Below are 23,602 nucleotides of genomic sequence, written 5' to 3'. Positions count from 1 at the left end.
AAGAAACCGGCCCGGAAATGGCGAAAATGCCGACGTAAGGGTTCGGTTTGCAGGAAGAACACCCCGATTTGAGCGTAAGACCCCTCGATCTGGCGTGAAATGCAGGCGACCTGCCCCTCTCGGCGGGTCGCCCTCAGTCGCCCCCCTGACGCGACCGGAACGGGTCAAGGAAGCTGCCGAGAGCCGTCGCGAGCCGGCCGGCGGCCCCCAGCGGCAGTATGACGATGTCGGCCATGCCGAGGCCCCGGTTGCTGCCGAGCGGACGTTGCGATCGCCCCAGCTCAAGTTGCAGGACAGTATAGCCGGAAGGGTCGAGCCGGGCGACGAGGGATGCGGTCGCGCCGAAGAACGCGCCGCGCGGCACGGGATTCGAGAGCCGGACGCCCGCCGGCCCGCCGTTGACGGTGACGGCAAGGGTCCGGAGGGCGTGGCGGTCGGAATGCACAAGCTGCAGCTTGATCCGGACAGGCCCGGCTGCGGTGAAGGGGATGAGCACCCTGGGACGCGGATTGCTGCCCACCCAGCGGACCGTCGGATCGTCGGACATCGGCAGGCGCCAGTCCAGGGCGCGCGGACCGTCGTCCTGCCGGATCGTCTCGCAGCGCTCGAGCGGCCGCAGGACGGGCAGCGCTATGCCCTTGTTGCCGGCATTGCGCCTGGCCATTGCGCCCTTCTCGAGATTCTCGAAAGCGGAATAGCGCACGGCCATGAATGTCCCCGCCGCGCGCGCGGCCGCCACCTCGGCCGCAAGAAAGGTCTCGTAGCCCGGCGCAGCCATGCGCGCGAGCATCGCCTCCTGCTCATCGGAGGCGTGGCGCAGGTAGCTCAGGTAGCGGTGGCCGGCAGCGAACTTGTGGGCCGTGACGCGCCCGGTCGAGGCGAAGCGCATCCCGGCATGTGCGGCGCGCAGCAGGAAATCCGAGTCGACCGGCGCACGCACCTCGTGCGGAGGGAGCCAGGGGCCGATGCGATCAGTGACGTCGCGGCGATGCGGGAAGCTTGAGGGCGGGAAGAAGTGCTCGAACGGCACACGGTCGTCGTCGAAGATGCCGGTGACCTGGCGAAAGTCGCTGCCCGGCGCGCCATGAAAGATCGCGCCGCCGACAGCGAAATCGAGTGTCGGGTCGCGCTCGAACAGGGTAGCCAGCGCCGCGAGATGGCCGGGCGCCCAGATGTCGTCGTGCCCGAGATAGGCGATATGGTCACACCCGGCCATCGCGATACCGGCATTGTTGGGGAAGGACTGGCTGCCGCATCGTTCGGCGAGATTGTGCCAGCGGATTTTCGGCGAGCCGATTGCCGCAACCACGTCGGCCGTTTCGTCGTCGCAGCAGTCGCCTACCACCACGAGTTCGAAACCGTCATGGGTCTGGGCCAGCACGGAGCGTATCGAGGGCAGGATGTGGCGCCCGCGATTGTAGGTCGCCATGACGACCGTGAACCGGGTCATCGTTCAGACGAACCGGTAGGGGATGCCCGGATGATCGAACCGCACCCTGCTCTTGTCGGGACGGGACGGATCGTAGGCGCGGGTCGGCATGTTGATGAAGGTCGCCGTCTGGCTGCCCCTGTTGTGGACGCCGTGGATCACGAAGGGCGGTATCGTCAGCGTGATATTGTTGGCCTCGCCGACGTCAAGGATGTTCAGCTGCCCGTGGGTCGGGCTGCCGGGCCTGATATCGTAGAGGACGACCCTGATGTCGCCGTTGGTGTAGGCGAGGCGGTCGTACTGCCGCTTGTGATAGACCCAGGCGCGGATGGATCCGGGCGCTGCCGTCACCCAGTAGACGTGCGGCGCGGGCTGCACGGGCTCCTGCAGGTCGGAGAGGAGAACCGTCAAGTCGCCGCGCTTGTCGACCTTCGTGTCGAGGCGCTGGATGCGGACGCCGTCGATCCTGTTTTCGATCTCGACGTCCTGCAAGATCCTGCCCTCGTCCCAGGCCGGATCATCCGTGAAGTCCTCGAGCGAAAGCGGCATTGCTAACCTTGTCCATCCTGTGCCGGCAGCGGACCGGCGTTGCTTGCGTTGAATTCGAACTCAGTTACCGGACGGGAGGCAGGCGTCAAGCGAAGCGCCGCCTAATCCGGGTCCTGACCGGCTTCACCGGCAGCTGGCGTCTCGCCGGGCCTGCGCTTCACGTTGCGCCGGATCATGCCCATGTCGGCGCCGCCCGTACCGAAGGCCGTGGCGAAATAGATCACCATGGCGCCGGCAACCAGCACGGCGAGCGCACTCGCCTGGCTGTAGATCGGCGAGGCCGCCGCAAGCCAGTCGCCCAGCCAGCCGGCGGCGAAATAGAGCGCGCCGGCCATGATGGCGGAGGCGAGCACCAGGCGCGGTATGCGCTTCACCAGCGCGGCGTCCCGCGTCCAGTGGCCCCGCCAGGCCAGCGTACCGAAGAGCAGGCCCGCATTGATCCAGCCGGCGGTCGCGGCCGCGATCGCGATGCCGACAGCGCCATAGGCCGGAAACAGGGTCAGCGCGATCGAGATGTTCACGATCACCGACAGGCCGGCGAAATACATCGGCGTGCGCGTGTCCTCGCGCGCGAAAAAGCCCGGCGTGAAGGCCTTGATCAACACGAAGGCCGGCAGGCCGATGCCGAAGACGGAGAGCACTTCGGCCACCAGCGTCGTGTCCTGCGGGGTGAAGGCACCGCGTTCGTAGAGCACCCGCACGATCGGCTCGGCGATGGTCAGCAGCGCGGCGGCCGCGGGCAGCGTCAGGAAGAGCGTGAACTCGACCGAGCGGTTCTGCAGGTTGGCCGCCTCGACGCGGTGGCCGGAGCGCAGCGCGCGCGCCAGTTCGGGCAGGAGGACGACGCCTACCGCCACGCCGACGATACCGAGCGGCAACTGGTAGACGCGGTCCGCGAGATTGAGCGAGGGCACCGCGCCCGCCTTGCCCGAGGCGATGGCCGTGCCGACCAGCGTGTTGATCTGCGTGATCCCGCCGGTGATGGCGGCGGGCAAAGCGAGCCACAGCAGCCGCCTGACATTCTTGGTCAGGCGCGGCCGGCGAAATCCGATCGAGACACCAGCGTGGCGCACGGCGAAGAACAGGATGCCAAGCTGGACGACGCCCGCCATCATCACGCCCCAGGCGAGCATCGTGCCGACCCCCGGCCCGTCATGGCCGCGATACCATGCCGCGACGAGGATGGTGACAAGGATGATGTTGAGGAAGACGGGCGCTATGGCCGCCGCGAAGTAGCGGTGCAGCGAGTTCAGCATGCCCGCCATCATCGCGCCGAGCGACATGCATATCAGATAGGGGAACATGATCGCCGCGAGCTCGGTGGTGAGCAGAAGCTTGGCGGGGTTCTCGGCGAAGCCCGGCGCGATGGCGTAGCGGATGAGGAACGGCATCGCCAGTTCCATCGCGATCGTGAGAAGCAGGAGGACGGTGAACAGGACTCCGAAGACTTCCTCGGAGAACTTTTTCGCGCCTTCAACGCCGCCCGCCTCGATCTCCTTGGCAAAGAGTGGGACGAAGGCGGCGTTGAAGGCGCCCTCGGCGAAGAGCCGGCGGAATGTGTTGGGAAACTGGAACGCCGCGTAGAAGGCCTCGGCGACCGGACCGGTGCCCAGCGCGGCGGCCATCATCATTTCGCGCGCAAAGCCGAAGACGCGGCTCAGCATCGTGCCGGCTCCGACGGTGGCGAATTTCCTGACGAGACTCATCGGGCGGGACCGTGGCTGGTGGAACAGGGCATTCGATTGTCGGCCTTATTCCGCCGCAGCGGAGAGACGCTTGGAGCCGCGCTCGGGCTTGGTGCCGGCAAGCGCCTCGATGAGTCGCTTGCGGATCGCCTCGATGCGGGTCGGATTGTCGATCTTGGCGCCCGTGAGATCGGTCACGTAGAAGGTGTCGATGACCTTCTCGCCGAAAGTCGTGATGTGCGCCGAGGCGATGTCGAGCGAAAGGTCGGACAGCGCGCCGGTGATCTCCGACAGCAGGCCCGGCCGGTCGAGACACTCGACCTCAACCACGGAGAAACGGTTGGACAGCGTGTTGCGAATCTCGGCACGCGGCGTGATCCTGAAGGTCTTCTGCCCGCGCTTGGGCTTGGCGCGCTTCTCGATCATCTCGGGCAGCCAGCTTCGGCCCGACAGAACGTCCTCGATCAGCCGGCCGACGCGCGTGCCGCGCCGCTGCTCGTCCTCGTCGCGGTCGAACTCGCGCGAGATGAGGATGGTGTCGAGCGCCCGCCCGTCTGCGGTGGTGAAGATCTGCGCGTCGACGATGTTGCCGCCGGCCGCGGCGCAGGCGCCGGCGATCACCGACAGCAGGCGCGGATGGTCCTGCGCCAGAACGGTGATCTCGGTCACCCCCTCGAAGGCATGCGTCTTGACCATCGTGGCGAGCTGCCTGTCGGCGGTGCTCGATTCGCGGACGAACTGGGCATGGCGGACCTGATCGGGCAGATCGACTGTCAGAAGATAGTTCTCGTAGTGCAGCTTGACGTATTTCCTGCGCGCCGCGTCGGGCCACTCGGCCAATGCCTCGGTCAGGCGCTCGCGCGCCTCGGCGGCGCGCTGGGCGCGACCGACCTCGGAGAAGCCGCCCGTGAGCAGCAGTTCGGTCTCGTAATAAAGCGTCCTGAGCAGTTGTCCCTTCCAGCCGTTCCAGACACCCGGTCCGACGCCGCGAATGTCACAGACGGTCAGTACGAGGAGCAGCTTCAAGCGCTCGACCGACTGCACCAGCGTGGCGAAGTCGTCGATCGTCTTGCGGTCGTTGAGGTCGCGGGTCTGCGCCGTCATGGACATCACGAGGTGGTGCTCGACGAGCCAGGCGACGGTCTCGGTATCCGCGGGCGACAGGCCCATATGCGGGCAGATGCGGCGGGCGATCCTGGCGCCGGCCACCGAATGATCCTCGGGGCGGCCCTTGGCGATGTCATGCAGCAGGATCGCGACGTAGAGCACCTCGCGACGCTTCTTCAGCGAGGGCATCAGCACATGCGCCAGCGGATGCACCTTCTCGCCGTCGCCGCGCTCGATCTCGGCCAGCACGCCGATGCAGCGCAGCAGGTGCTCGTCCACTGTGTAGTGGTGGTACATGGAGAACTGCATCATCGCGACGATCTTGCCGAAATCGGTGATCAGCTTGCCCAGCAGCCCGGCCTCGTTCATGCGGCGCAGGTTGAGCTCGGGATTGCGGTCCGAGGTCAGCACGTCGAGGAACAGACGGTTGGCCTCCGGGTCACGGCGCAGCGAGCGGTCCACCAGCTTCAGCGAACGCGTCAGGAGCTTCAGCGCGTCGGGGTGATATTCCAGCCCGTGCTTGTCGGCGAGCCAGAAGAGCCGCACCAGATTGACCGGGTCGCGCTCGAAGACCTGGTCATCGGCCACCGTGATGCGGTGGTTGTCGACCATGAAGTCGGTGGTTCCCGCGAGCTTTCGCCGGCGCCGCGAAAAGCCGATCAGGAGGCGGTTGAAGCCGGGAACCTGCTTGGCCTGCTCCTCTTCCAGCGCGGCGCAGAAGATGCGCGTCAGGTCGCCGACATCCTTGGCGATGAGGAAGTAGTGCTTCATGAAGCGTTCGACGCCGGACAGGCCCGGGTGGCTGGTGTAGTCGAGCCGCTCGGCGATCTCGCGCTGGATGTCGAAATGCAGCCGTTCCTCAGGCTTGCCGGTGAGGAAGTGCATGTGGCAGCGCACCGCCCAGAGAAAATCCTCGTCCTTGCGGAAGCGGTTGTATTCGGCGCGCGTGAAGACGCCCTTGGAGACGAGTTCCTCGCCGCTCCTGACCCGGTAGAAATACTTGCCGATCCAGAACAGCGTCTGCAGGTCGCGCAGGCCGCCCTTGCCGTCCTTGACGTTGGGCTCGACGAGATAGCGGCTCTCGCCGCCCTTGGCGTGACGCTCGTCGCGTTCGGCTAGCTTTGCCTGGGCAAACTCGGCGCCTGTATCCTTGACCACGGAATGGTCGAAGCGGATGACGAGGTCGTCGAACAGCGGCTCATTTCCCCACAGGAAGCGTGCCTCCAGGATGGAGGTGCGGATGGTGATGTCGGAGCGCGAGAGGCGCAGGCACTCGTTGATGTCGCGCGTTGCGTGGCCGACCTTCAGCCCCATGTCCCACAGCATGTAGAGCATGAACTCGACCATGCGCTCGCCGGCCCGGGTCTGCTTCTGCGGCAGCAGAAAGAGGAGGTCGATGTCGGAGCCGGGCGCAAGCGTGCCGCGGCCATAGCCGCCGACGGCAACGAGCGCCATGCGTCCTTCCTGCGTGGCGGCAGGCGGTTCGCCGAACTGGGCAATCGTGAAGTCGTGCAGCGCACCGATGATCTCGTCCATGACATGCGACAGGCGCGCCGCGCAGGCGGTGCCGCCGCCGTCGTCGAGGAGCATGGTCTCGGCCGTGCGCCGGCCCTCGGCGAGCGCGTCCTTGAGCAGGGACAGCGCATGCACGCGCGCGCCTTCTCCCGATGCACCGCCGGGCAGTCCGGAAAGCGCCACGCGCAGGGCTGCGCCGTCGATCAACTGGTCGAGCTTAAGGGGAATCTTTGCCATTGGGCCTCGCCGTCAAGGCGGCGTCTATAGCGTGATTTTGCGAGCGTGAACACTGCGGCGCAGAACCCCGAGCCGGGGTCACGAGGCCGCGCGCAGCTTTCGCGACAGGACGAAGTTCTTCAGCTGGGCGGCGCTCATGGCATGGGCGAAGGCGTGGCCCTGCAGCGCATGGCAGCCGAGACCCTCCAGCACCTTGGCGTGACCCATCGTCTCGACGCCCTCGGCCAGCACCTCGATGCCGAGCGAGCGGCCGATGTCGATGATGGAGCCGACGAGCTGGCGCTGGCCCGGCGCACGCAGCAGCGGGATGATGAGCTGGCGGTCGATCTTGAGGCGGCGCGGCTTGAGCTTGAGCAGGCTGACGATCGAGGCGTAGCCGGTGCCGAAATCGTCGATCTCGATGTCGATGCCGAGATTCTTGATCTGCTCGACGTTCCAGGTGACCAGCTCGTCGTTCTCGTCGAGGAAAATCGATTCGACCAGCTCGAACGAGATGGTGCCCGGCTTGATGCGGAGCTTGCGCAGGCTGCGGATCAGTTCCTCGTCATGCAGCCGGCGGGCCGAGACGTTGACCGAGGCCTTGGGGATGTCGAGGCCGCTGGCCGTCCACTCGTTGAAGTTCCTCAGCGTCTGCTCGAGGATCATGCGGTCGATGGTGCCGACGACATTGAGCTCCTCGGCGATCTTCATGAAGGAAGCGGGCGCCAGCAGGCCCTCGGTCGGGTGGTTCCAGCGGGCCAGCGCCTCGACACCGATGACGGCATGGGTGGCGGCGTCGAACTGCGGCTGGTAGTAGGCGACGAACTCGTTGCGTTCGAGACCCGACAGGATGTCGTCGGCGATGCGCTTGGTCGAGACGATCTCGGCCTGCAGCGCCTCGTTGAAGAACTGGTAGCGGTTGCGGCCGCGGCTCTTGGCCCGGTAGAGCGCGAGATCGGCATTGACGAGCAGGCGGCGCGGATCGGTGCCGGCCTCGAGGTCGCTGGCGATGCCGATGGAAACACCGAAGCGGCACTCATGGCCCTCGTAGGGGACCGGCTGGTGCATCTGCTCGATGATGCGATCGGCGAGGCGGGCAAGGCGTTCGTTCCAGACCGCTTCGTCGAGCCGGTCGGCCTTGCACAGCACGACGAACTCGTCGCCGCCGACGCGGGCGACAAAATCGCCTTGGCGCAGGTTCGAGGTCAGCACCTTGGCCGCATAGCGCAGCATGGCGTCGCCGGCGGCGTGGCCCAGCGTGTCGTTGATCTGCTTGAAGCGGTCGAGGTCGATATGCAGCAGGCCGGCGCGTTCGCCTTCGCCATGCGCCTTGTCGATGTGGGCGGCGAGGACGTCGTCGAGGTAGCGGCGGTTGGGCAGGCCGGTCAGCGAATCGTGCAGCGCATTGAACTCGATGCGTCCCTTGGCTGCCTCGAGCTCGACATTGCGCGCCTCGGTCAGCATGTTGGCCTGCTTGAGGCTCTCGTTCAGCTCGACGTCGGCGGTGACGTCCCAGTTGACGCCGACGATGCGGGGCGGCTCGCCGGGATCCTGGTAGACCTTGGCGCTCTCACGGACGTGACGGACCTCGCCGTCGAGCAACAGGCGATACTGCGTCTGGTAGCTGCCGCCGGCCGCCAGCGCGGTGGGGAATTCCGTCAGCACGCGGGCGAGATCCTCGGGATGGATGGCGCGCTCCCAATCGGCATAGGTGCGCGGACCGCCATCGGCCGGGCGGCCGTAGAGCTCGTTCATCCGGTCGTCCCAGAGCAGGCTGTTGTCCCCGGTGTTGAGCTCCCAGACGCCGATATGCGAGCTGTTGAGGGCGAGGCCGAGGCGGCGCGACAGGCGCTCGAGCTCGATCTCGCGGCGGCGCAGCTCGCTGATGTTGTCGGAGCGCTCCTCGATCAGCCGGCCGGTCATCACGGTCGGCACCATGATCAGCGCACCGGCGACGAAGATCAGCAGGCGCAGCGTCCAGGTGTTGGGCGGGGTGACATCCCAGCCGCCCTTGGGAACGGCAGCGATCTGCCAGGAACCGGTCGGCAGCAGGATGCGGGCCGTGACGGGATTGTTGCTGGTGACGCTCTCGTCGCCATAGAAGCGCTGGCCGGCGGCGCCCGAGCCGTCATGGCCCATCAGCGCGATGTCGATGGGCAGCTTTGGATCGAGCAGTCCGCTCTCGCGGTAGAGGCGATCGCGGTCGATGACCGCCGAAACGATGCCCCAGAAGGACGGAACGCCATGGCGTGTCTCGATGAAGACCGGAAAGCGGCCGATGAAGCCCTGGCCGCCCTGCACGAGATCGACCGGGCCGGCGAGGATGAGATCGCCGGTATCGCGGGCCCGCAGGGCCGCCTCGCGCTGCGCGTCGTTCTTGCGGTAGTCGAGACCGATGGCCTTCTCGTTGCCGGCGAGCGGATAGATCAGGGACAGGACGAGATCTGGTGCGCCGGCGATGGTGCGCAGCTGCGAGTCGCCGGACAGGAGGTTGGCCGCAAGCTGGGCAAAGCGGTGCTGGCGCATGTTCGGCTCAGTGGTGAGCGTGGCGACGAGGCCGCGCACCAGCTGGATGTTGCCGTTGACGTTGCCTTCGATCTTGGCGCGGATCACGCCGACGCTGCTCAGGACTTCGGAACGCAGGCTCTGCTCGAAGACCCGGCGGTTCTGGTGCTCGGCGAAGAAGCCGGCCAGAACGATGACGAACAGCGCCAGCACCGCCGGAACATTCGTCGGTCTCCAGATCAGCCGCACTACACTGCGGAGAGATTCGAGCCTGGCACTCAATGATTTCCAACCAGCCGACGCGCCGGGATCGGCACGCATCAGGCCGACGCTATCGGCGAGTGCTTAAATATCACTTTAGAAAAGACCGAGTTTAGCCGGCAAGCGCGGTTTTTGTGGCCTTTTCGGGCATTTGTCGGGTGTTTCGGGGTCCAACGGCACCCCTGTGCACGCCCCCTTGCGCTCGACCGGTTTTCGGCCAAAAGATGCGCGCGTCACCGAGGGGAAGGGGCATGTCCGTCAAAATCCGCCGCCAGTGCCGCCGAGAGGCGTGGGCCGGCCATGCCGCCTAGCCCGGCCTCGAACCGGCTTCGGCGCGCTGCGGCGACCGCCTTCGCCTTCCTGGTGACGCTGTTTGCCCGCTTCGTCACGGCGGTGCGCGGCGTGTGGATCGGCAACGAGCCTTCCGACCGGCAGCGCGTCTATTTCGCCAACCATGCCAGCCATGGCGACTTCCTGCTGGTGTGGATCGTGCTGTCGCCGCGGCTGCGCCGCAGGACGCGGCCGGTGGCGGGCGCCGACTACTGGCTGAAATCGCCGCTCAGGCGCTTCATCGGCTGCGACGTCTTCAACGCGGTGCTGATCGACCGCAACCGCGAGACCAGAACGCGCGACCCGATCGAGATCATGCGCGAGGCTGTCGACGAGGGCTCCTCGCTGATCCTGTTTCCTGAGGGTACGCGCAACGAGACGAAGGACGCGCTGCAGCCCTTCAAGGCCGGTCTCTACCACCTGGCGGCGAGCCGGCCCGCGCTGGAGCTCGTGCCGGTGTGGATAGAGAACCTCAACCGCGTCATGCCGAAAGGAGAGTTCGTGCCGGTGCCGCTGATCTGCAGCGTCATCTTCGGGCCGACGATCCAGGTGGCCGAGGGCGAGGCCGCCGACGCCTTCCTCGATCGGGCGCGCGCGGCGCTTCTGGCGCTCAAACCGGTACGCAACGGGAGTGCCGCGTGATCCATCCCGACCTCCTCAACCTGCTCTTCGGCGTCGGCGCCATCCTGGTGGTCGCCTCGGCCGTCGGCTACGTGCTGCAGCGCCGGCTGTCGCCGGACGGCCAGAACAGCGCGGTCGAAAACCTCAACGACCGCATTCGCGCCTGGTGGGTCATGGCGGTGCTGCTCGCCATCGCCTTCATCGGCGGGCGGGCCGGCGTGGTGCTGCTGTTCGGCTTCTGCTCCTTCGCGGCGCTGCGCGAATTCGTCACGCTGACCAATGCCAGCCGCGCCGACCACTGGTCGCTGGTGGCGTCGTTCTTCGTCGTGCTGCCGTTCCAGTACTACCTGGTGTGGACCGACTGGTACGGGCTCTACTCGGTGTTCATCCCGGTCTATGTGTTCCTGCTGCTGCCGATCGTCTCCGTGTTGCGCGGCGAGACGGAAAACTACCTGGTGCGCGTCGCCGAGGTGCAGTGGGCGCTGATGATCTGCGTGTTCTGCGCCTCGCACGTGCCGGCGCTGCTCAATCTCGACATTCCGGGCTTCGAGGGCCGCAACGTCTTCCTGATCGCCTTCCTGATCGTCGTGGTGCAGCTTTCCGACGTGCTGCAATATGTCTGGGGCAAGCTTCTCGGCCGCCACAAGATTGCACCCCGGCTGTCGCCGTCCAAGACCGTCGAGGGTTTTGCCGGCGGCATCGCGAGCGCCACGCTGGTCGGCGCCGGCCTGTGGTGGATGACGCCCTTCACCATGCTGGAGGCAGGGCTGCTGGCGCTCGTCATCACGCTGTCCGGCTTCTTCGGCGGCCTCGTCATGTCTGCGATCAAGCGCGACCGCGGCGTCAAGGACTGGGGCAACGTGATCGCCGGGCATGGCGGCTTCATCGACCGGCTGGATTCGGTGGTCTTCTCGGCGCCGATCTTCTTCCACATCGTGCGCTATTTCTGGACGGTGGACTGACGGATGGCGGGACGTCCGGCGGAGAACTCCCTCGTCCACATGGGCATCGCCTTCCTGGCCATGGGCGGATGGGCGGCCTTCGCCAACCGAGCACACCCGATGCCCGAGCCGCTCGTTGCCGGGCTGGTGCAGGGCGCGCTGTCGGCGGGGATCACGCTGGTGCTGAAGCGCATGGTCGAAGCGCTTGGCCGGCGCCTGGCGGGGATCGCCGCGCTGGTGCTGCCGCCGCTGATCGCGGTATCGCTGTCGCTCGCCATCCTCGGCACGATCCATATGGCCGCCGGCACGCCGGAGCTTCTGGCCACCATCGCGCTGCCGGCAAGCGTGACGGCACTCTATTCGGCAGGCTATGCGCTGGCGCTCTGGCGCGGCAGGAGGGCGACATGACCGAAACGGAAAACAGGCGGCCGCTGGCCAGCCGTGGCTCGGGCTGGGCCGCCGCGCTGACCCGCTTTCTGGCGAGGACCGCGATCTCGCCGAACCAGATCTCCGTCGCCAGCATGGCGGCGGCGGCACTTGGCGGGCTCGCCTTCTGGCAGGCCGGCATGGCCGACGGTGCGGTGGCGCGTGCACTGCTCCTCGTCGCCGGCGCGCTGTTCTGCCAGCTCAGGCTGCTTTGCAACCTGCTCGACGGCATGGTGGCGATCGAGGCGGGCAAGGCCGCTCCCGACGGCGCTTTCTGGAACGAGTTTCCTGACCGCGTGTCGGACATGCTGATCCTCGCCGGCATCGGCTATGGCATCGGCTGGCCGGCGCTCGGCTGGGCCGCCGTGGCGCTGGCGATCCTGACCGCCTATGTGCGCGAGGTCGGGCGCGGTTGCGGGCTCGCCGCCGATTTCTGCGGCCCGATGGCCAAGCCGCACCGCATGGCGCTGGTCACCGCCGCCGCGCTCGCTTCGTTGTTCGAGCCGCTGTGGAACGGCCGCAACGAGATCCTGCTCGCAGCGCTCTGGCTGGTCGCCCTCGGCTCGGGCGTGACGGCGCTGCGCCGCTCGTGGCGGATCGTGGGAAAACTGCGAGGCGCATGATCCGTAGCCGTGAGGCTGTGGTGTTCAAAGACAGTCCCGGGTAACAACCGGTGACAAGCCGGATGCGCGACACTTTGGAGGCAAGGATGCGGGAAGAGCAGAAACTGGCGGCGTCCGAATTCCTGTTGAAGCACTGGCGTGACGGCCGTCACATGCAGGCCATGCCGGCAGAGTTGCGCCCGACCACACGGGCACAAGCCTACGCGGTGCAGGCCCTCGCGGAGGGGATGAGCACCAGGCCGCTTGCCGGCTGGAAGATCGCCGCGACGAGTGTCGCCGGCCAGAAGCACATCAATGTGAGCGGCCCGATGGCCGGACGGCTGCTGGCCGAGAGGATCGTCCCGCAGGGCGTCCCCGTTTCGCTCGGAGCCAACCGGATGCTGGTGGCCGAAGTGGAATTCGTGTTCCGCATGGGCGAGACACTGCCGCCGCGCGAAAAGGCCTATGCCGAAAGCGAAGTGCTGGACGCCGTGGCGGCATTGCATCTGGGCATCGAGATCCCCGATTCCCGCTTCATGACCTTCGAGACAGCGGGCGAGGCGCAGCTCATCGCCGACAATGCCTGCGCCGACCAGTTCGTGCTCGGCCCCGAAGCGCCCGGCTCCTGGCGCAGCACCGACCTGGCCTCGCACAGGGTCACGGGGCTCAACAGCAGCGGCGCCGTTCACGAGGGGCGCGGCGCGAACGTTCTCGGCGGCCCGCTCATTGCGCTGACTTGGCTCGCCAACGAACTCTCCGGGCAAGGCGTCGCGCTCGCGCAAGGACAGATCGTCACGACCGGGACCTGCTGCGTGCCGATTCCTGTCGGCCCGGGCGACGTGGTGACCGGCGACTATGGCAGCCTCGGCACCATCGAGGTTGCCTTCACGCGCTAGCGGAACAGGCTCGTCTGCGCCGCGAGTGGCTCAGCCGCAGGTACGGGCCGTCTTCAGCGCCTCGTCTCGCAAGGCCTTCGTCGTTGCGCCGAGCCGACGGACTGCCGCATAGAAGCGCGGATAGTCGCCCGCGCAGAGCTCGAAGAGCCGCAGGAACGCCGGCACCTGTTCGCTGTAGACGGAGGTCGCTGCAAGCTTGGCGTTGTTGATCGGGGCATCGATCCAGGCGTCGTATCCCCGGTAGCCGCCCCAGCGGCCGTCGCGCAGCCGCCGGTAGCGCTGCCGCAGCCGTTCGATGGCGGCCGCCTTCGCCGCCCGCTTCTGCGCCACGGTCCCGGCGCCGCCATAGACGGCGGCCAGCTCGACCCGCGTTTGCGACACCAGCGCGAGAAAGGCGTCGCGACGCTTGCGCTCGGCCTCGTAGCGGCGCAGCGCGCCGGGGTCGCCCGTCGCGCGCAGCCATTTCTGCACCCCGGTCGTTTCGACGGCGACGGCGAAAGCCTCGTTGAAGGCTGAATCGCCGGCCACATAGACGCGCTGGTGGGCAAGCTCGTGAAACACCAGTTCGGCGAGCGCGGTTTCGCCCTGCCGGAACATGGTGCTCAGCAGCGGATCGCTCGACCAGCCGAGCGTCGAATAGGCCGTGATGCCGGAGATGTAGACGTCAAAGCCCTGCTGCTTGAGCGCAGCGGCCTGCTCCGCCGCGGACTCCTGCGAGAAATAGCCCCGGTAGGGAACGCAGCCGAAGACGGGGAAGCACCATGTGCGCGGCGCCAGCGAGAATTCCGGCGCGGCAAAGACCGCCAAAGTCACATAATCCCGATCGATATCGACGTAGCTGCGGTAGCTGCTGTTGTCGGGCAGCGCGAGTTTGTCGCTGGCAAACTGCCTGATGGCGCTCGCCGATTGCATCCTGGCGCGCAACGCGTCCGGAGTCGCGGGATCGTCGATCAGTCTCGCAACGCTCTTGCGCACCGACATGATCTCGACATGCCCCTTCAGCGACTGCGCATAGTAGCAGCCGGTCAGGCCGGACAGCATGACGGCCAGGGCAATCAGTCGAAAAAATGCGCGCGTCACGATGAGGCCATGGCATCCATGATCTGGGTTTACCCGTCCGCTCCCGGGGCACGCAAGCGGTCAGCGGCCGACGTAGACTTCAGGTGGAGAAAAACCGGGCAGGTCAGAACTGGAAATCGTCCAGCTCCGCCTGAGACAGGCCCAGCATTTCTCCGGTGGTATTGGCAGGTTGCGCAGAGCCCTTCGTCACCATCCGCTTTTGAGCTCCCTGCAGGCCCATGCAATCGAAGAATTTTCCCAGAAGCATCGGATCGAAATGACCGTTCCACGTCGCCATCATCGCCGCGGCAGCTTCCGGAGTAGACCCCGCCTTGTATGGTCGGATGGAGGTCAATGCGTCGAAAACATCGCAGATGGCAATGATCCGGGCCGCGGCGCAGATCTCGTCGCCTCTGGAACCATTCGGGTAGCCGGATCCGTCGAGCTTCTCGTGGTGTTGAAGACTAGCCTTCGCGACGATTTCCGGCAGGTCGGTTCCTCTCTCCAGCATTTCGTAACCCCTGCGCGGGTGGGCCTGCATGACCGCTATCTCTTCGGCGGTGAGCGGCCCGTTCTTGGTCAGGATCGCGCTTGGGATGCGAAGCTTCCCGATATCGTGCAGAAGGGCGCTGACACACAGGATTCGGACCAGTTTCCCCTCGAGCTTCAGATGGCGCGCGAACAGGCCAACAAGCGCACAGACGGCGATCGAATGCTGGAAGCTGACCTCGTCCTTCGTCTTGAGCTTGGTGAGATTCAGGATGGTTGCCGGGCGGGTGCAGACAAGCTGGTCGACTACATCGACAACCGCCTCGGCCTGCGTGCGGTCGATTCCCTTCGGCGAGGTGGCGTTGCTGAAGAGCGAGCGGACCATACCGGTCGCGTGCGTCATGGCAGCCGCACCGTTGTCGAACACCCGGTTCGGCTTCCCGGACGTCGAGTTCCTCGGCCCGACCCCCTTGGACAGATCGATGGTCAGGGTACTCACCGAACTTTCGCGAAGCGCTCTCAGTTCAGCCGGACTGGTCAGCTTGAACTGGCTTCGCGCGAAGGGACTGCTCAGCCATTGGTTGCCAAATCCATGGATGAACATGCCGAGACAGGCTTCATTCTTGTCAATTTCAAGAAGCGTAGACTTCATCATGCGATGCCTGCCTGGCAGTCGATAAGGACCGAAACCACGGAAGCGGTTCGATCCCCCTCAGTGGCGTCCGACGGATAGCTAGATAGACCTGAAGAATTAATACCCGGTTGAATGGCGAATTTCTGGAGGGCTGAGGATATACTATTGCGTATCCTCGCAACCAGCATCGGTGCCCTGCCGTCCAATGCGAGAGCACGCCGCCGTCACCAAGCGCGGCTCAACGGCAAACCCTCTCACTGCCATCCACAATGCTGCCAGTCGGCAGCGGTCCGGCAGGCGCCCTCCGATCCGTGCGGCAACAGAGGCTCCGGGGCCTGTCGCTAGCCGCCCATCCCCTTCAGCCGGTAGAGCGCTTCGAGCGCCTCTCGCGGCGTCAGTTCGTCGGGGTTGATGGCCTCGAGTGCGGCGCCGAGCGCCTCGGTCTTTGCTGGCGGCGGGGCCTCGCGTTTTGCAACAGCCGAGAACAGCGGCAGATCGTCGACAAGGCGGTCGGCCTTGCCTGCGGATTCTCCGGTTTCAAGCTGCTGCAAAACGTCCTTGGCGCGCTGCACGACGGCGGCCGGCAGGCCGGCCAGGCGCGCCACCTGGACGCCGTAGCTGCGATCGGCCGCACCCATCGCGACCTCGTGCAGGAAGACCACGTCGCCCTCCCATTCCTTGACGCGCATGGTGACGTTGTGCAGCCGGCCGAGCTTGCTGCTGAGCGATGTCATCTCGTGGAAATGTGTCGCGAAGATCGCGCGGCAGCGGTTCTTCTCGTGCAGGTACTCGACCGCCGCCCAGGCGATCGACAGGCCGTCGAAGGTCGCCGTGCCGCGGCCGATCTCGTCGAGGATGACGAGGCTCTTGTCGCTTGCCTGGTTGAGGATCGCCGCCGTCTCGACCATCTCGACCATGAAGGTCGAGCGGCCGCGCGCCAGGTCATCGGAGGCGCCGACGCGGGAGAACAGCCGGTCGACGACGCCGATGCGGGCGCTCTTCGCCGGCACGTAGCCGCCCATCTGCGCAAGAATCGCAATCAGCGCGTTCTGGCGCAGGAAGGTCGACTTGCCGCCCATGTTGGGGCCGGTGAGCAGCCAGATGGCGCCGTGGCGGGCATCGCCCTCGGGCGACAGGTCGCAATCATTGGCGACGAAGGGGCTTTCGGCCTGGCGGCGCAGCGCCTGCTCGACGACCGGGTGGCGGCCGCCCCTGATCTCGAAGGAGAGGCTTCCGTCGACCGCCGGGCGGCAATAATCCTCGGCCGTCGCGAGCTTCGCCAAAGCGGCCGACACGTCGAGCACGGCGAGCGCCTCGGCACCGGCGCGGATGGCCTCGGCGGCGGCGACGGATTCAGCGACCAGCCGGTCGAAGACGCCCAACTCTATCGACAGCGAGCGGTCGGCGGCGTTGGCGATCTTGGTCTCCAGCCCGGCAAGCTCGGTGGTGGTGAAGCGCATGGCGCTCGCCATGGTCTGGCGGTGGATGAAGCGCGCCTTCAGTGCGTCGGAGCCGTTCAGCACCGCCTGGTGGTTGGCCGTCACCTCGATGTAGTAGCCGAGCACGTTGTTGTGGCGGATCTTGAGCGAGCGGATGCCGGTCTCCTCGATCAGGTCGCGCTCCATGCCGAGGATCACCCGGCGCGAGGCGTCGCGCAGCGAGCGCATCTCGTCGAGCTCGGCATCGTAATCCTGGCGCACGAAGCCGCCGTCGCGCTTCAAGAGCGGCAACTCGTCGCCAAGCGCGGCGTCGAGATGGGCGGCAAAGTCGTTTGGCAGCGCGGCAATCGCGGCCATGGCGTCGGCGAGTTCCTCGGGCAGCGCCGCACCCGACAGCAGGTCGGCGATCTGGCCGGCGGCATCGAAGCCGGAGCGCAGCGCGCCGAGGTCGCGCGGGCCGCCGCGGTTGAGCGCCAGCCGCGTCAGCGCGCGCGGCATGTCGGCGACGCCCTTGAGTGCTGCGCGCAGCGCATCGCAAAGCTGCGGCTCGGCGAGGAAGAAGCCGACCGCGTCGAGCCGCTTGTTGATCGCGGCCGGATCGGTCAGCGGCGACATCAACCGGTCGGCCAGCAGCCGCGCACCGGCGCCGGTGACGGTGCGGTCGATCGCCCTGAACAGCGAGCCGTCGCGGCTGCCCGAGAGCGTGCGCAGGAGTTCAAGGTTGCCGCGCGTTGCCGGGTCGATGAACAGCGTCGAGCCGGCCTGCTCGCGCTCCGGGAAGGAGAGCGGCGGGCGCTCGGCCTTCTGGGTCTTCTCGACATAGGCGACGATGGCCGCGATCGCCGACAGTTCGGCGCGGCCGAAGGCGCCGAAACTGTCGGGCGTGGCGACGTCGAAGAAGCGGCTGATGCGGCCGGCGGCGGCGGCCGAATCGAACAGCGTCGGCGGCTGCGGGCTGGCGACGCGGCCGAGCTGGTCGAACAGCGGCTTCAGTTCGGGATCGTGGAACACCGGCTCGGCGACGATCAGTTCGCGCGGGTCGATGCGGAAAATGTCGGAGGCGAGGTTGTCGGCGTCGGTCTCGGCGACGCGGAAAATGCCGGTCGACATCTCGATCCAGGCCAGCGCGTAGCTGCCCTGGCTGCCGGCGCCGGCCTTGACCCGCCCGAGCGCCATCAGGAAGCTCGACTCCGAGGGCGCCAACAGCTTGTCCTCGGTGATGGTGCCCGGCGTGACGAGGCGCACGACGTCGCGCTTGACCACCGACTTGGAGCCGCGCTTCTTGGCCTCGGCCGGATCCTCGATCTGCTCGCAGACGGCGACGCGGAACCCCAGCCCGATCAGCTTCTGCAGATAGTCGTCGGCGGCATGCACCGGCACGCCGCACATCGGGATATCCTGGCCCTGATGCTTGCCGCGCTTGGTCAGCACGATGCCGAGGGCGCGCGAGGCATGTTCGGCGTCGTCGAAGAACAGCTCGTAGAAATCGCCCATGCGGTAGAACAGCAGCGAATCCAGATTGGCCGCCTTGATCTCGATGAACTGCTCGATCATCGGGGTCGCGGGCGGGTGTGCGGCTTCGGTCCTGATCGGGGCTTCCTGGTTCAACGCGTCTTCCGGTCGGGCAAAAATTTGCCGGCCCTTGTTGGCGGTTTACAGCGCCGGAGTGTAGCCTTAATCCCGAATGCTCCACAAAAGAAAAGCATTACCCTGGGAGGGGACATTTCAGCATGGCAAAGAAACCGGACAATAGCGGTCCCTCGGTCAGCGGCCAGGAGGCGCTCGACTTCCACGCCATGGGGCGGCCCGGCAAGCTGGAGATCAACCCGACCAAGCCCATGGCGACGCAGCGCGACCTCAGCCTCGCCTATTCGCCGGGCGTCGCCGTGCCGGTCGCGGCGATCGCCGAGGACCCCTCACGCGCCTATGACTACACGACCAAGGGCAACATGGTCGCCGTCATCTCCAACGGCACCGCCATCCTCGGCATGGGCAATCTCGGCGCGCTCGCCTCCAAGCCGGTGATGGAGGGCAAGGCGGTTCTGTTCAAGCGCTTCGCCGACGTCGATTCCATCGACCTCGAGGTTGACACCGAGGACGCCGACGAGTTCATCAACTGCGTCAAATTCCTCGGCCCCTCCTTCGGCGGCATCAATCTCGAGGACATCAAGGCGCCCGACTGCTTCATCATCGAGCAGCGGCTGCGCGAGCTGATGGACATTCCCGTCTTCCACGACGACCAGCACGGCACGGCGATCATCGCCACGGCCGGGCTGATCAACGCGCTGCACCTGACCGGCCGCGACATGAAGGACACGAAGCTCGTCTGCAACGGCGCCGGCTCGGCCGGCATCGCCTGCATCGAGCTCATCAAGTCGATGGGCTTTGCGCCGGAAAACATCATCCTGTGCGACACCAAGGGCGTCGTCTACCAGGGCCGCGCCGAGGGCATGAACCAGTGGAAGTCGGCGCATGCGACCAAGACGACCAAGCGCACGCTGGCCGACGCCATGGACGGCGCCGACGTGGTGTTCGGCCTGTCGGCCAAGGGGGCGCTCAGCGACGCGATGATCCGCTCGATGGCGAAAAACCCGATCATCTTCGCGATGGCCAACCCGGACCCCGAGATCACGCCGGAGGAGGTCGCGCGCATCCGCTCCGACGCCATCATGGCGACCGGCCGTTCGGACTATCCGAACCAGGTCAACAACGTGCTCGGCTTCCCCTACATCTTCCGCGGCGCGCTCGACGTGCGCGCCACCACCATCAACGACGCCATGAAGGTCGCCGCCGCCAACGCGCTGGCCGAGCTCGCCCGCCAGGACGTGCCCGACGACGTCGCCGCCGCCTACCAGGGCAACCGGCCGAAATTCGGCCCCAACTACATCATCCCGGTGCCCTTCGACCCGCGCCTCATCTCGGCCATCCCGCTTGCCGTCGCCAGGGCCGCGATGGACTCCGGCGTCGCCCGCAAGCCGATCCTCGACCTCGACAAGTATGCGCAGGAACTGTCGGCCCGGCGCGACCCGATCGCCTCGACCCTGCAGCGCATCTACGACCGGGTGCGCCGCCAGCCCAAGCGCGTCGTCTTCGCCGAGGGCGAGGAGGAGCAGGTGATGCGCGCCGCCGCCTCCTATGCCAGCCAGAAGCTCGGCACGGCGATCCTGGTCGGCCGCGACGAGATCATCCGCGAGAACGCGAAAAATGCCGGCGTCGAGCTCGACCGGCCGGGCATCGAGATCATCAATGCCCGGCTGTCGCGCAGGAACGGCGTCTATGCCGACTATCTCTACGAGCGGCTGCAGCGGAAGGGCTACCTCTTCCGCGACGCGCAGCGGTTGATCAACAACGACCGCAACCACTTTGCCGCCTGCATGGTGGCGCTGGGCGACGCCGACGCGGTGGTCACCGGCGTCACGCGCAACTATTCGACGGCGCTGGAGGACATCCGCCGCGTCATCGACGCAAAGCCCGGCCACCGCGTCATCGGCGTGTCGATCGTGCTGGCGCGCGGGCGCACCGTCATCGTCGCCGACACCGCCGTGCACGACATGCCCAACGCCATCGAGATCGCCGACATCGCCGAGGAGGTGGCGGGCTTCGCGCGCCGCATGGGCTACGAGCCGCGGCTCGCCATGCTCGCCTATTCGACCTTCGGCCATCCGCCCGGCGAGCGCTCCGAGCGCGTCCAGGAGGCAGTCAAGATTCTCGACAAGCGCCGCGTCGATTTCGAATATGACGGCGAGATGGCGGCCGACGTGGCGCTCAACGCCGAGGCGATGAAGCGCTACCCCTTCTGCCGCCTGTCAGGCCCGGCCAACGTGCTGGTCATGCCCGCCTTCCACTCGGCCTCGATCTCGACAAAAATGCTGCAGGAACTCGGCGGCTCGACCGTCATCGGCCCGCTGCTGGTGGGGCTGAACAAGCCGGTCCAGATCGTGCCGCTCAGCGCCAAGGATTCGGATATTGTGAACATGGCGGTGATCGCGGCGTATACGGCGGGGGTGTAGCGCCGGCCTGATCTCCCCCCTTGCGGGGGGTGAGCGGCTGGTTCGCGAAGCGAATTAATCATGCCAGTGGTATGATTAAAGGCCTGCGAACGCCGGGACGCTGCGAAGCAGCGGGGACCCGGCCGAAAGCGATTTCACCATCTTGGGCGAGCACGGCCGTCAGGCCGCGCGGAGACCAAGTGTTAGAAATCGCAAGAGAGGGGATCCTGTCAGAACCGTGCCCGTTCATCTATCCCAGTGGACGTGTGCGATGAAGGCGTCTTTCCGCTTAAGTTCACAATGTCGTCGATCCCGATCGGAGTCAGAAATTCTTGCCACCCCAATACCACCGCCAGTTCGAATCGGAATTCGTCTGCAATCTTGGGATGATCAGGCATCAGGCACTCGACTGCATCGACGAACCGCAGCGTAGCTCGCGTCATATAAGCCCATAGGTCTGCGGCAAAGACTAGGAAGCGTTCTGGATGGGCGGTTGGCCCAATGTTCTTAATGCCATTCGCCGTCATATGCAGCGACAGTCCTTCAATGCTCGGATGCGAGCCGGCATTAGAGTAGAAGTCGAACGCACCCTTCACGTACTCGACATCCTTGGCAGTGGGGTCCGCCAGGAGGGTCTTTCGGATAACCCCAAACTTGAATTTCTTGAAGCGCGCCTTTCCCGTTGCGTTCAACCAGTCCGGTGCCTTCTCCGGATGCAAACGGAAGTGCTCGACAAGCTGATGGCACTCGACAATATCGCGACATTGGTGCGCAGACGGAGACCAATATCCGCAAAGCATTAGGCGACCGGCAGCCCCACAACTGTTCACCATGCGCGCGCCTAGGTCGAGAACGACTGCGATTTCTGGTCGGCCATTCATGTATTCGCCGCGTGATAGTGCGACCTTCTCAATCAACCGGACGCAGCCAATCCCCGCACGCGAATATGCGTCGCCGAGACTGCCGTTGGCGAGGAGCGCATGGTGGGCGGAGACGATTGCCGACTCGTGCAGGATCATGTCTCGAGCTTGGCCTATCGGAAGTGCGGAGTCATCTTGGTAGTCACGAGACGGCAACGCGGTCAGTGGGGTCGCAAGGTTGGCAGATGTGGATCGGACAAATCCCCTCTCTTGCGATTTCTAACACTTGGCCTGTGCGCGGCCTGGCGGCCGTGCTCGGCTAAGATGTTGAAATCGCTTTCTCTCCCGCAAGGGGAGAGATATGCGCGGCGGCGTTGCGCCAGTCTTGGAATGCGGCAGATCGGGGCAAGCCGATGCGAATCTGGCAAATCTGGCGATTTTGGTGGAAGCCTTGCGGCCGGCGTTATCTCCCCCCTTGCGGGGGAGAAAGCAAATTCTTGGGCTTGGCAAAGCCAAGTCCTTAGAATTTGCAAGAGAGGGGATTATCCTGCCCACCATGCGCCAGGCCGTCCCACCACCGCACCGCAGCTTCGCACGCAAGATGCGCGCCGACGCCACCAAGGCCGAGAACGTGCTGTGGCAGGCGTTGCGCCGCAAGCAGCTTGAGGGCCTAAAGTTCAAGCGGCAGGTTCCGCTCGACGGCTACATTCTCGACTTCGTCTGCTTCGACGCGAAGCTGGTCGTCGAGGTGGACGGAAGCCAGCATGCTGAGTCGGCGCAGGATCAGGCGAGGGACCGGCACTTCGAGGCGGCGGGGTTCAGGGTGCTGCGCTTCTGGAACGACGACGTGCTGACCGGGCTCGATGGGGTGTGCATGGTGATCCTGCGCGAGGCGCAGGGGCGGCTGGGCGACGGGTGATGCCGGAAGAAATCCCCTCTCTTGGATTTTCTACGACTTGGCTTCGCTAAGATCGTGAAAATCCTTTCTCCCCCGCAAGGGGGGAGATAATGCGCGCCGCCGCCTTCACCGTCTCTTGAAACGCCGCAATCTGTTTCTGTCCCAATACCGTGGATGGATTTTCGCCGGCATCAAGGCAGCCCTGATCTCCTCCCAAGCGGGGGAGAGTGAGGATAGTTCCGCAAAGCGGATGATAAGCCCTTGAATGGGCTTATCAAATGACGAACGCCCGAAGGGCCGATTTCAACATCTTAGCCGAGTTGTTCACGGGGCTAAGTGTTAGAAATCGCAAGAGAGGGGATTTTCTCACCCCCACTTATCCCCACCCCTCGCCCCTCCCGCATAATGCCCGCATCGCCCTCGCGGGAAACCTGGTCCGGACCGGGGATCAGGGGAGGGTGACGGCGCCGGGTGGCTGCGCGAAACGGTGGCGCGGTTGGACATCATCGTCCACACACCCGGGCCCTGGCCGAGGCATGTGCGTGAAACTCGTTGCTCCCTGCGGCAGGGCAAGAACGTCGGCGACCCGGGAAACCGCGCCGCAAAAAACTAAAGAGAAGGCGCGGTTTCCCGGCCTCGCTTCCCGGCCTTTTCAAAGGCGCGGGCCGCCTTGGCGCGCCCAACATTTCCCCCAGACAAACCAGCAAAGGACGACCGACATGGCCCGCAAGAAACCCGCCGCAGCGACCGACGACGACGGTCTCGAAAAGCTGGTCCGCGAGATCAGGGATATCGCCGGCTACCACGCCACGCATTCGTCGGTGCATGTCGATCCGGAGACGGGCGAGACGTGGATCGCGCGCGAGATGGAGGAGGTCCTGGTGATGGCCATGCGCTTCGCGCTCACCACGCGCGGCGCGACGAAGAACTGCCGCAACCCGCGATGCCGCAAGTTCGGCTGCCAGTTGCGGCTCGAGGAAAACGGCGACGGCGTCTGCCCTGGCGGCATGACCTCGGCCGACCTCGACCAGGCCGCCCTGATGCTCGCCTTCCTGATCCACTTCGCCAGGCGCTACGCGCCCTGGGCGTTCGGGCGCAGCAAGCCGGAACGCCACTCGCCGATCTACGCCAGCGAAAAGCGGTGAGGCTTG

General features: G+C 65.9%; 17 protein-coding genes. 8 read left to right on the top strand and 9 right to left on the bottom strand.

Features of this window, described 5'->3' with window-relative positions; translation table 11 throughout:
• Positions 1-133: 133 nt before the first annotated feature.
• The 5 genes from ACT2BZ_RS07720 to ACT2BZ_RS07700 form a co-directional block, all read right to left on the bottom strand.
• Positions 134-1,450, bottom strand: coding sequence for a glycosyltransferase family 2 protein (locus ACT2BZ_RS07720; RefSeq protein ID WP_457940285.1), 1,317 nt, complete (start codon positions 1,448-1,450; stop codon positions 134-136).
• A 3-nt stretch (positions 1,451-1,453) separates the two neighbouring features.
• A complete protein-coding gene (locus ACT2BZ_RS07715; RefSeq protein ID WP_457940283.1) occupies positions 1,454-1,978 on the bottom strand; it encodes a dTDP-4-dehydrorhamnose 3,5-epimerase family protein in 525 nt (174 codons plus the stop codon).
• A 101-nt stretch (positions 1,979-2,079) separates the two neighbouring features.
• A complete protein-coding gene (gene murJ, locus ACT2BZ_RS07710) occupies positions 2,080-3,684 on the bottom strand; it encodes a murein biosynthesis integral membrane protein MurJ (RefSeq protein WP_457940281.1) in 1,605 nt (534 codons plus the stop codon).
• Positions 3,685-3,729: 45 nt separating this feature from the next.
• A complete protein-coding gene (locus tag ACT2BZ_RS07705; RefSeq protein WP_457940279.1) occupies positions 3,730-6,522 on the bottom strand; it encodes a [protein-PII] uridylyltransferase in 2,793 nt (930 codons plus the stop codon).
• A gap of 78 nt (positions 6,523-6,600) precedes the next feature.
• Positions 6,601-9,327, bottom strand: a complete 2,727-nt coding sequence (locus ACT2BZ_RS07700; RefSeq protein ID WP_457940278.1) for a bifunctional diguanylate cyclase/phosphodiesterase — start codon at positions 9,325-9,327, stop codon at positions 6,601-6,603.
• Positions 9,328-9,567: 240 nt separating this feature from the next.
• Between ACT2BZ_RS07700 and ACT2BZ_RS07695 the strand changes: the two genes are divergently transcribed.
• From ACT2BZ_RS07695 to ACT2BZ_RS07675, 5 genes are all read left to right on the top strand, one after another.
• Positions 9,568-10,239 carry a lysophospholipid acyltransferase family protein gene (locus tag ACT2BZ_RS07695; RefSeq protein WP_457940276.1) on the top strand — a complete coding sequence of 224 codons (672 nt, stop codon included), beginning with the start codon at positions 9,568-9,570 and terminating at the stop codon, positions 10,237-10,239.
• Positions 10,236-11,180, top strand: coding sequence for a phosphatidate cytidylyltransferase (locus ACT2BZ_RS07690; protein ID WP_457940275.1), 945 nt, complete (start codon positions 10,236-10,238; stop codon positions 11,178-11,180). Before ACT2BZ_RS07695 ends, ACT2BZ_RS07690 begins: the two co-directional genes overlap by 4 nt.
• Before the next feature lie 3 nt (positions 11,181-11,183).
• Positions 11,184-11,567 carry a hypothetical protein gene (locus ACT2BZ_RS07685; RefSeq protein ID WP_457940274.1) on the top strand — a complete coding sequence of 128 codons (384 nt, stop codon included), beginning with the start codon at positions 11,184-11,186 and terminating at the stop codon, positions 11,565-11,567.
• Positions 11,564-12,208, top strand: a complete 645-nt coding sequence (locus ACT2BZ_RS07680; protein WP_457940273.1) for a CDP-alcohol phosphatidyltransferase family protein — start codon at positions 11,564-11,566, stop codon at positions 12,206-12,208. Before ACT2BZ_RS07685 ends, ACT2BZ_RS07680 begins: the two co-directional genes overlap by 4 nt.
• 86 nt (positions 12,209-12,294) lie before the next feature.
• Positions 12,295-13,083 (top strand): 2-keto-4-pentenoate hydratase, encoded by a 789-nt coding sequence (locus ACT2BZ_RS07675; RefSeq protein ID WP_457940272.1) that lies wholly within the window; start codon positions 12,295-12,297, stop codon positions 13,081-13,083.
• Positions 13,084-13,113: 30 nt separating this feature from the next.
• Here the strand turns inward: ACT2BZ_RS07675 and ACT2BZ_RS07670 are convergent, their stop codons facing one another.
• The 3 genes from ACT2BZ_RS07670 to mutS form a co-directional block, all read right to left on the bottom strand.
• Positions 13,114-14,124, bottom strand: a complete 1,011-nt coding sequence (locus tag ACT2BZ_RS07670) for an aminopeptidase (protein WP_457941248.1) — start codon at positions 14,122-14,124, stop codon at positions 13,114-13,116.
• 142 nt (positions 14,125-14,266) lie between these two features.
• Positions 14,267-15,286, bottom strand: a complete 1,020-nt coding sequence (locus ACT2BZ_RS07665; protein ID WP_457940271.1) for an HD-GYP domain-containing protein — start codon at positions 15,284-15,286, stop codon at positions 14,267-14,269.
• Positions 15,287-15,606: 320 nt separating this feature from the next.
• Positions 15,607-18,258, bottom strand: a complete 2,652-nt coding sequence (mutS, locus tag ACT2BZ_RS07660; RefSeq protein WP_457941247.1) for a DNA mismatch repair protein MutS — start codon at positions 18,256-18,258, stop codon at positions 15,607-15,609.
• A gap of 176 nt (positions 18,259-18,434) precedes the next feature.
• On the opposite strand from mutS, the gene ACT2BZ_RS07655 reads away from it, so the two are divergent.
• A complete protein-coding gene (locus ACT2BZ_RS07655; protein WP_457940269.1) occupies positions 18,435-20,714 on the top strand; it encodes an NADP-dependent malic enzyme in 2,280 nt (759 codons plus the stop codon).
• Between the two features lie 209 nt (positions 20,715-20,923).
• On the opposite strand, the gene ACT2BZ_RS07650 is transcribed toward ACT2BZ_RS07655, so the two are convergent.
• Positions 20,924-21,712, bottom strand: coding sequence for a hypothetical protein (locus tag ACT2BZ_RS07650; protein WP_457940268.1), 789 nt, complete (start codon positions 21,710-21,712; stop codon positions 20,924-20,926).
• 202 nt (positions 21,713-21,914) lie between these two features.
• Between ACT2BZ_RS07650 and ACT2BZ_RS07645 the strand changes: the two genes are divergently transcribed.
• Positions 21,915-22,472: an endonuclease domain-containing protein gene (locus ACT2BZ_RS07645; RefSeq protein WP_457940267.1), complete on the top strand. Its 558-nt coding sequence runs from the start codon at positions 21,915-21,917 to the stop codon at positions 22,470-22,472.
• A gap of 698 nt (positions 22,473-23,170) precedes the next feature.
• A complete protein-coding gene (locus ACT2BZ_RS07640) occupies positions 23,171-23,596 on the top strand; it encodes a hypothetical protein (RefSeq protein ID WP_457940266.1) in 426 nt (141 codons plus the stop codon).
• Positions 23,597-23,602 lie beyond the last annotated feature (6 nt).

It is taken from the genome of Mesorhizobium sp. 10J20-29, from assembly GCF_054130485.1.
The sequence above is the reverse complement of the archived record's forward strand: the minus strand, read 5'-3'. Positions and strand labels throughout refer to the sequence as shown.

What these genes read in the sequence shown, in the direction of transcription:
- ACT2BZ_RS07675 (WP_457940272.1), top strand. Translation starts at nt 12,295, where the DNA reads ATGCGGGAAGAGCAGAAACTGGCGGCGTCCGAATTCCTGTTGAAGCAC.
- ACT2BZ_RS07645 (WP_457940267.1), top strand. Translation starts at nt 21,915, where the DNA reads ATGCGCGGCGGCGTTGCGCCAGTCTTGGAATGCGGCAGATCGGGGCAA.
- ACT2BZ_RS07640 (WP_457940266.1), top strand. Translation starts at nt 23,171, where the DNA reads ATGGCCCGCAAGAAACCCGCCGCAGCGACCGACGACGACGGTCTCGAA.
- ACT2BZ_RS07665 (WP_457940271.1), bottom strand. Translation starts at nt 15,286, where the DNA reads ATGATGAAGTCTACGCTTCTTGAAATTGACAAGAATGAAGCCTGTCTC.
- ACT2BZ_RS07700 (WP_457940278.1), bottom strand. Translation starts at nt 9,327, where the DNA reads ATGCGTGCCGATCCCGGCGCGTCGGCTGGTTGGAAATCATTGAGTGCC.
- mutS (WP_457941247.1), bottom strand. Translation starts at nt 18,258, where the DNA reads ATGATCGAGCAGTTCATCGAGATCAAGGCGGCCAATCTGGATTCGCTG.
- ACT2BZ_RS07680 (WP_457940273.1), top strand. Translation starts at nt 11,564, where the DNA reads ATGACCGAAACGGAAAACAGGCGGCCGCTGGCCAGCCGTGGCTCGGGC.
- murJ (WP_457940281.1), bottom strand. Translation starts at nt 3,684, where the DNA reads ATGAGTCTCGTCAGGAAATTCGCCACCGTCGGAGCCGGCACGATGCTG.
- ACT2BZ_RS07670 (WP_457941248.1), bottom strand. Translation starts at nt 14,124, where the DNA reads ATGCTGTCCGGCCTGACCGGCTGCTACTATGCGCAGTCGCTGAAGGGG.
- ACT2BZ_RS07695 (WP_457940276.1), top strand. Translation starts at nt 9,568, where the DNA reads ATGCCGCCTAGCCCGGCCTCGAACCGGCTTCGGCGCGCTGCGGCGACC.
- ACT2BZ_RS07655 (WP_457940269.1), top strand. Translation starts at nt 18,435, where the DNA reads ATGGCAAAGAAACCGGACAATAGCGGTCCCTCGGTCAGCGGCCAGGAG.
- ACT2BZ_RS07685 (WP_457940274.1), top strand. Translation starts at nt 11,184, where the DNA reads ATGGCGGGACGTCCGGCGGAGAACTCCCTCGTCCACATGGGCATCGCC.
- ACT2BZ_RS07705 (WP_457940279.1), bottom strand. Translation starts at nt 6,522, where the DNA reads ATGGCAAAGATTCCCCTTAAGCTCGACCAGTTGATCGACGGCGCAGCC.
- ACT2BZ_RS07650 (WP_457940268.1), bottom strand. Translation starts at nt 21,712, where the DNA reads ATGATCCTGCACGAGTCGGCAATCGTCTCCGCCCACCATGCGCTCCTC.
- ACT2BZ_RS07720 (WP_457940285.1), bottom strand. Translation starts at nt 1,450, where the DNA reads ATGACCCGGTTCACGGTCGTCATGGCGACCTACAATCGCGGGCGCCAC.
- ACT2BZ_RS07715 (WP_457940283.1), bottom strand. Translation starts at nt 1,978, where the DNA reads ATGCCGCTTTCGCTCGAGGACTTCACGGATGATCCGGCCTGGGACGAG.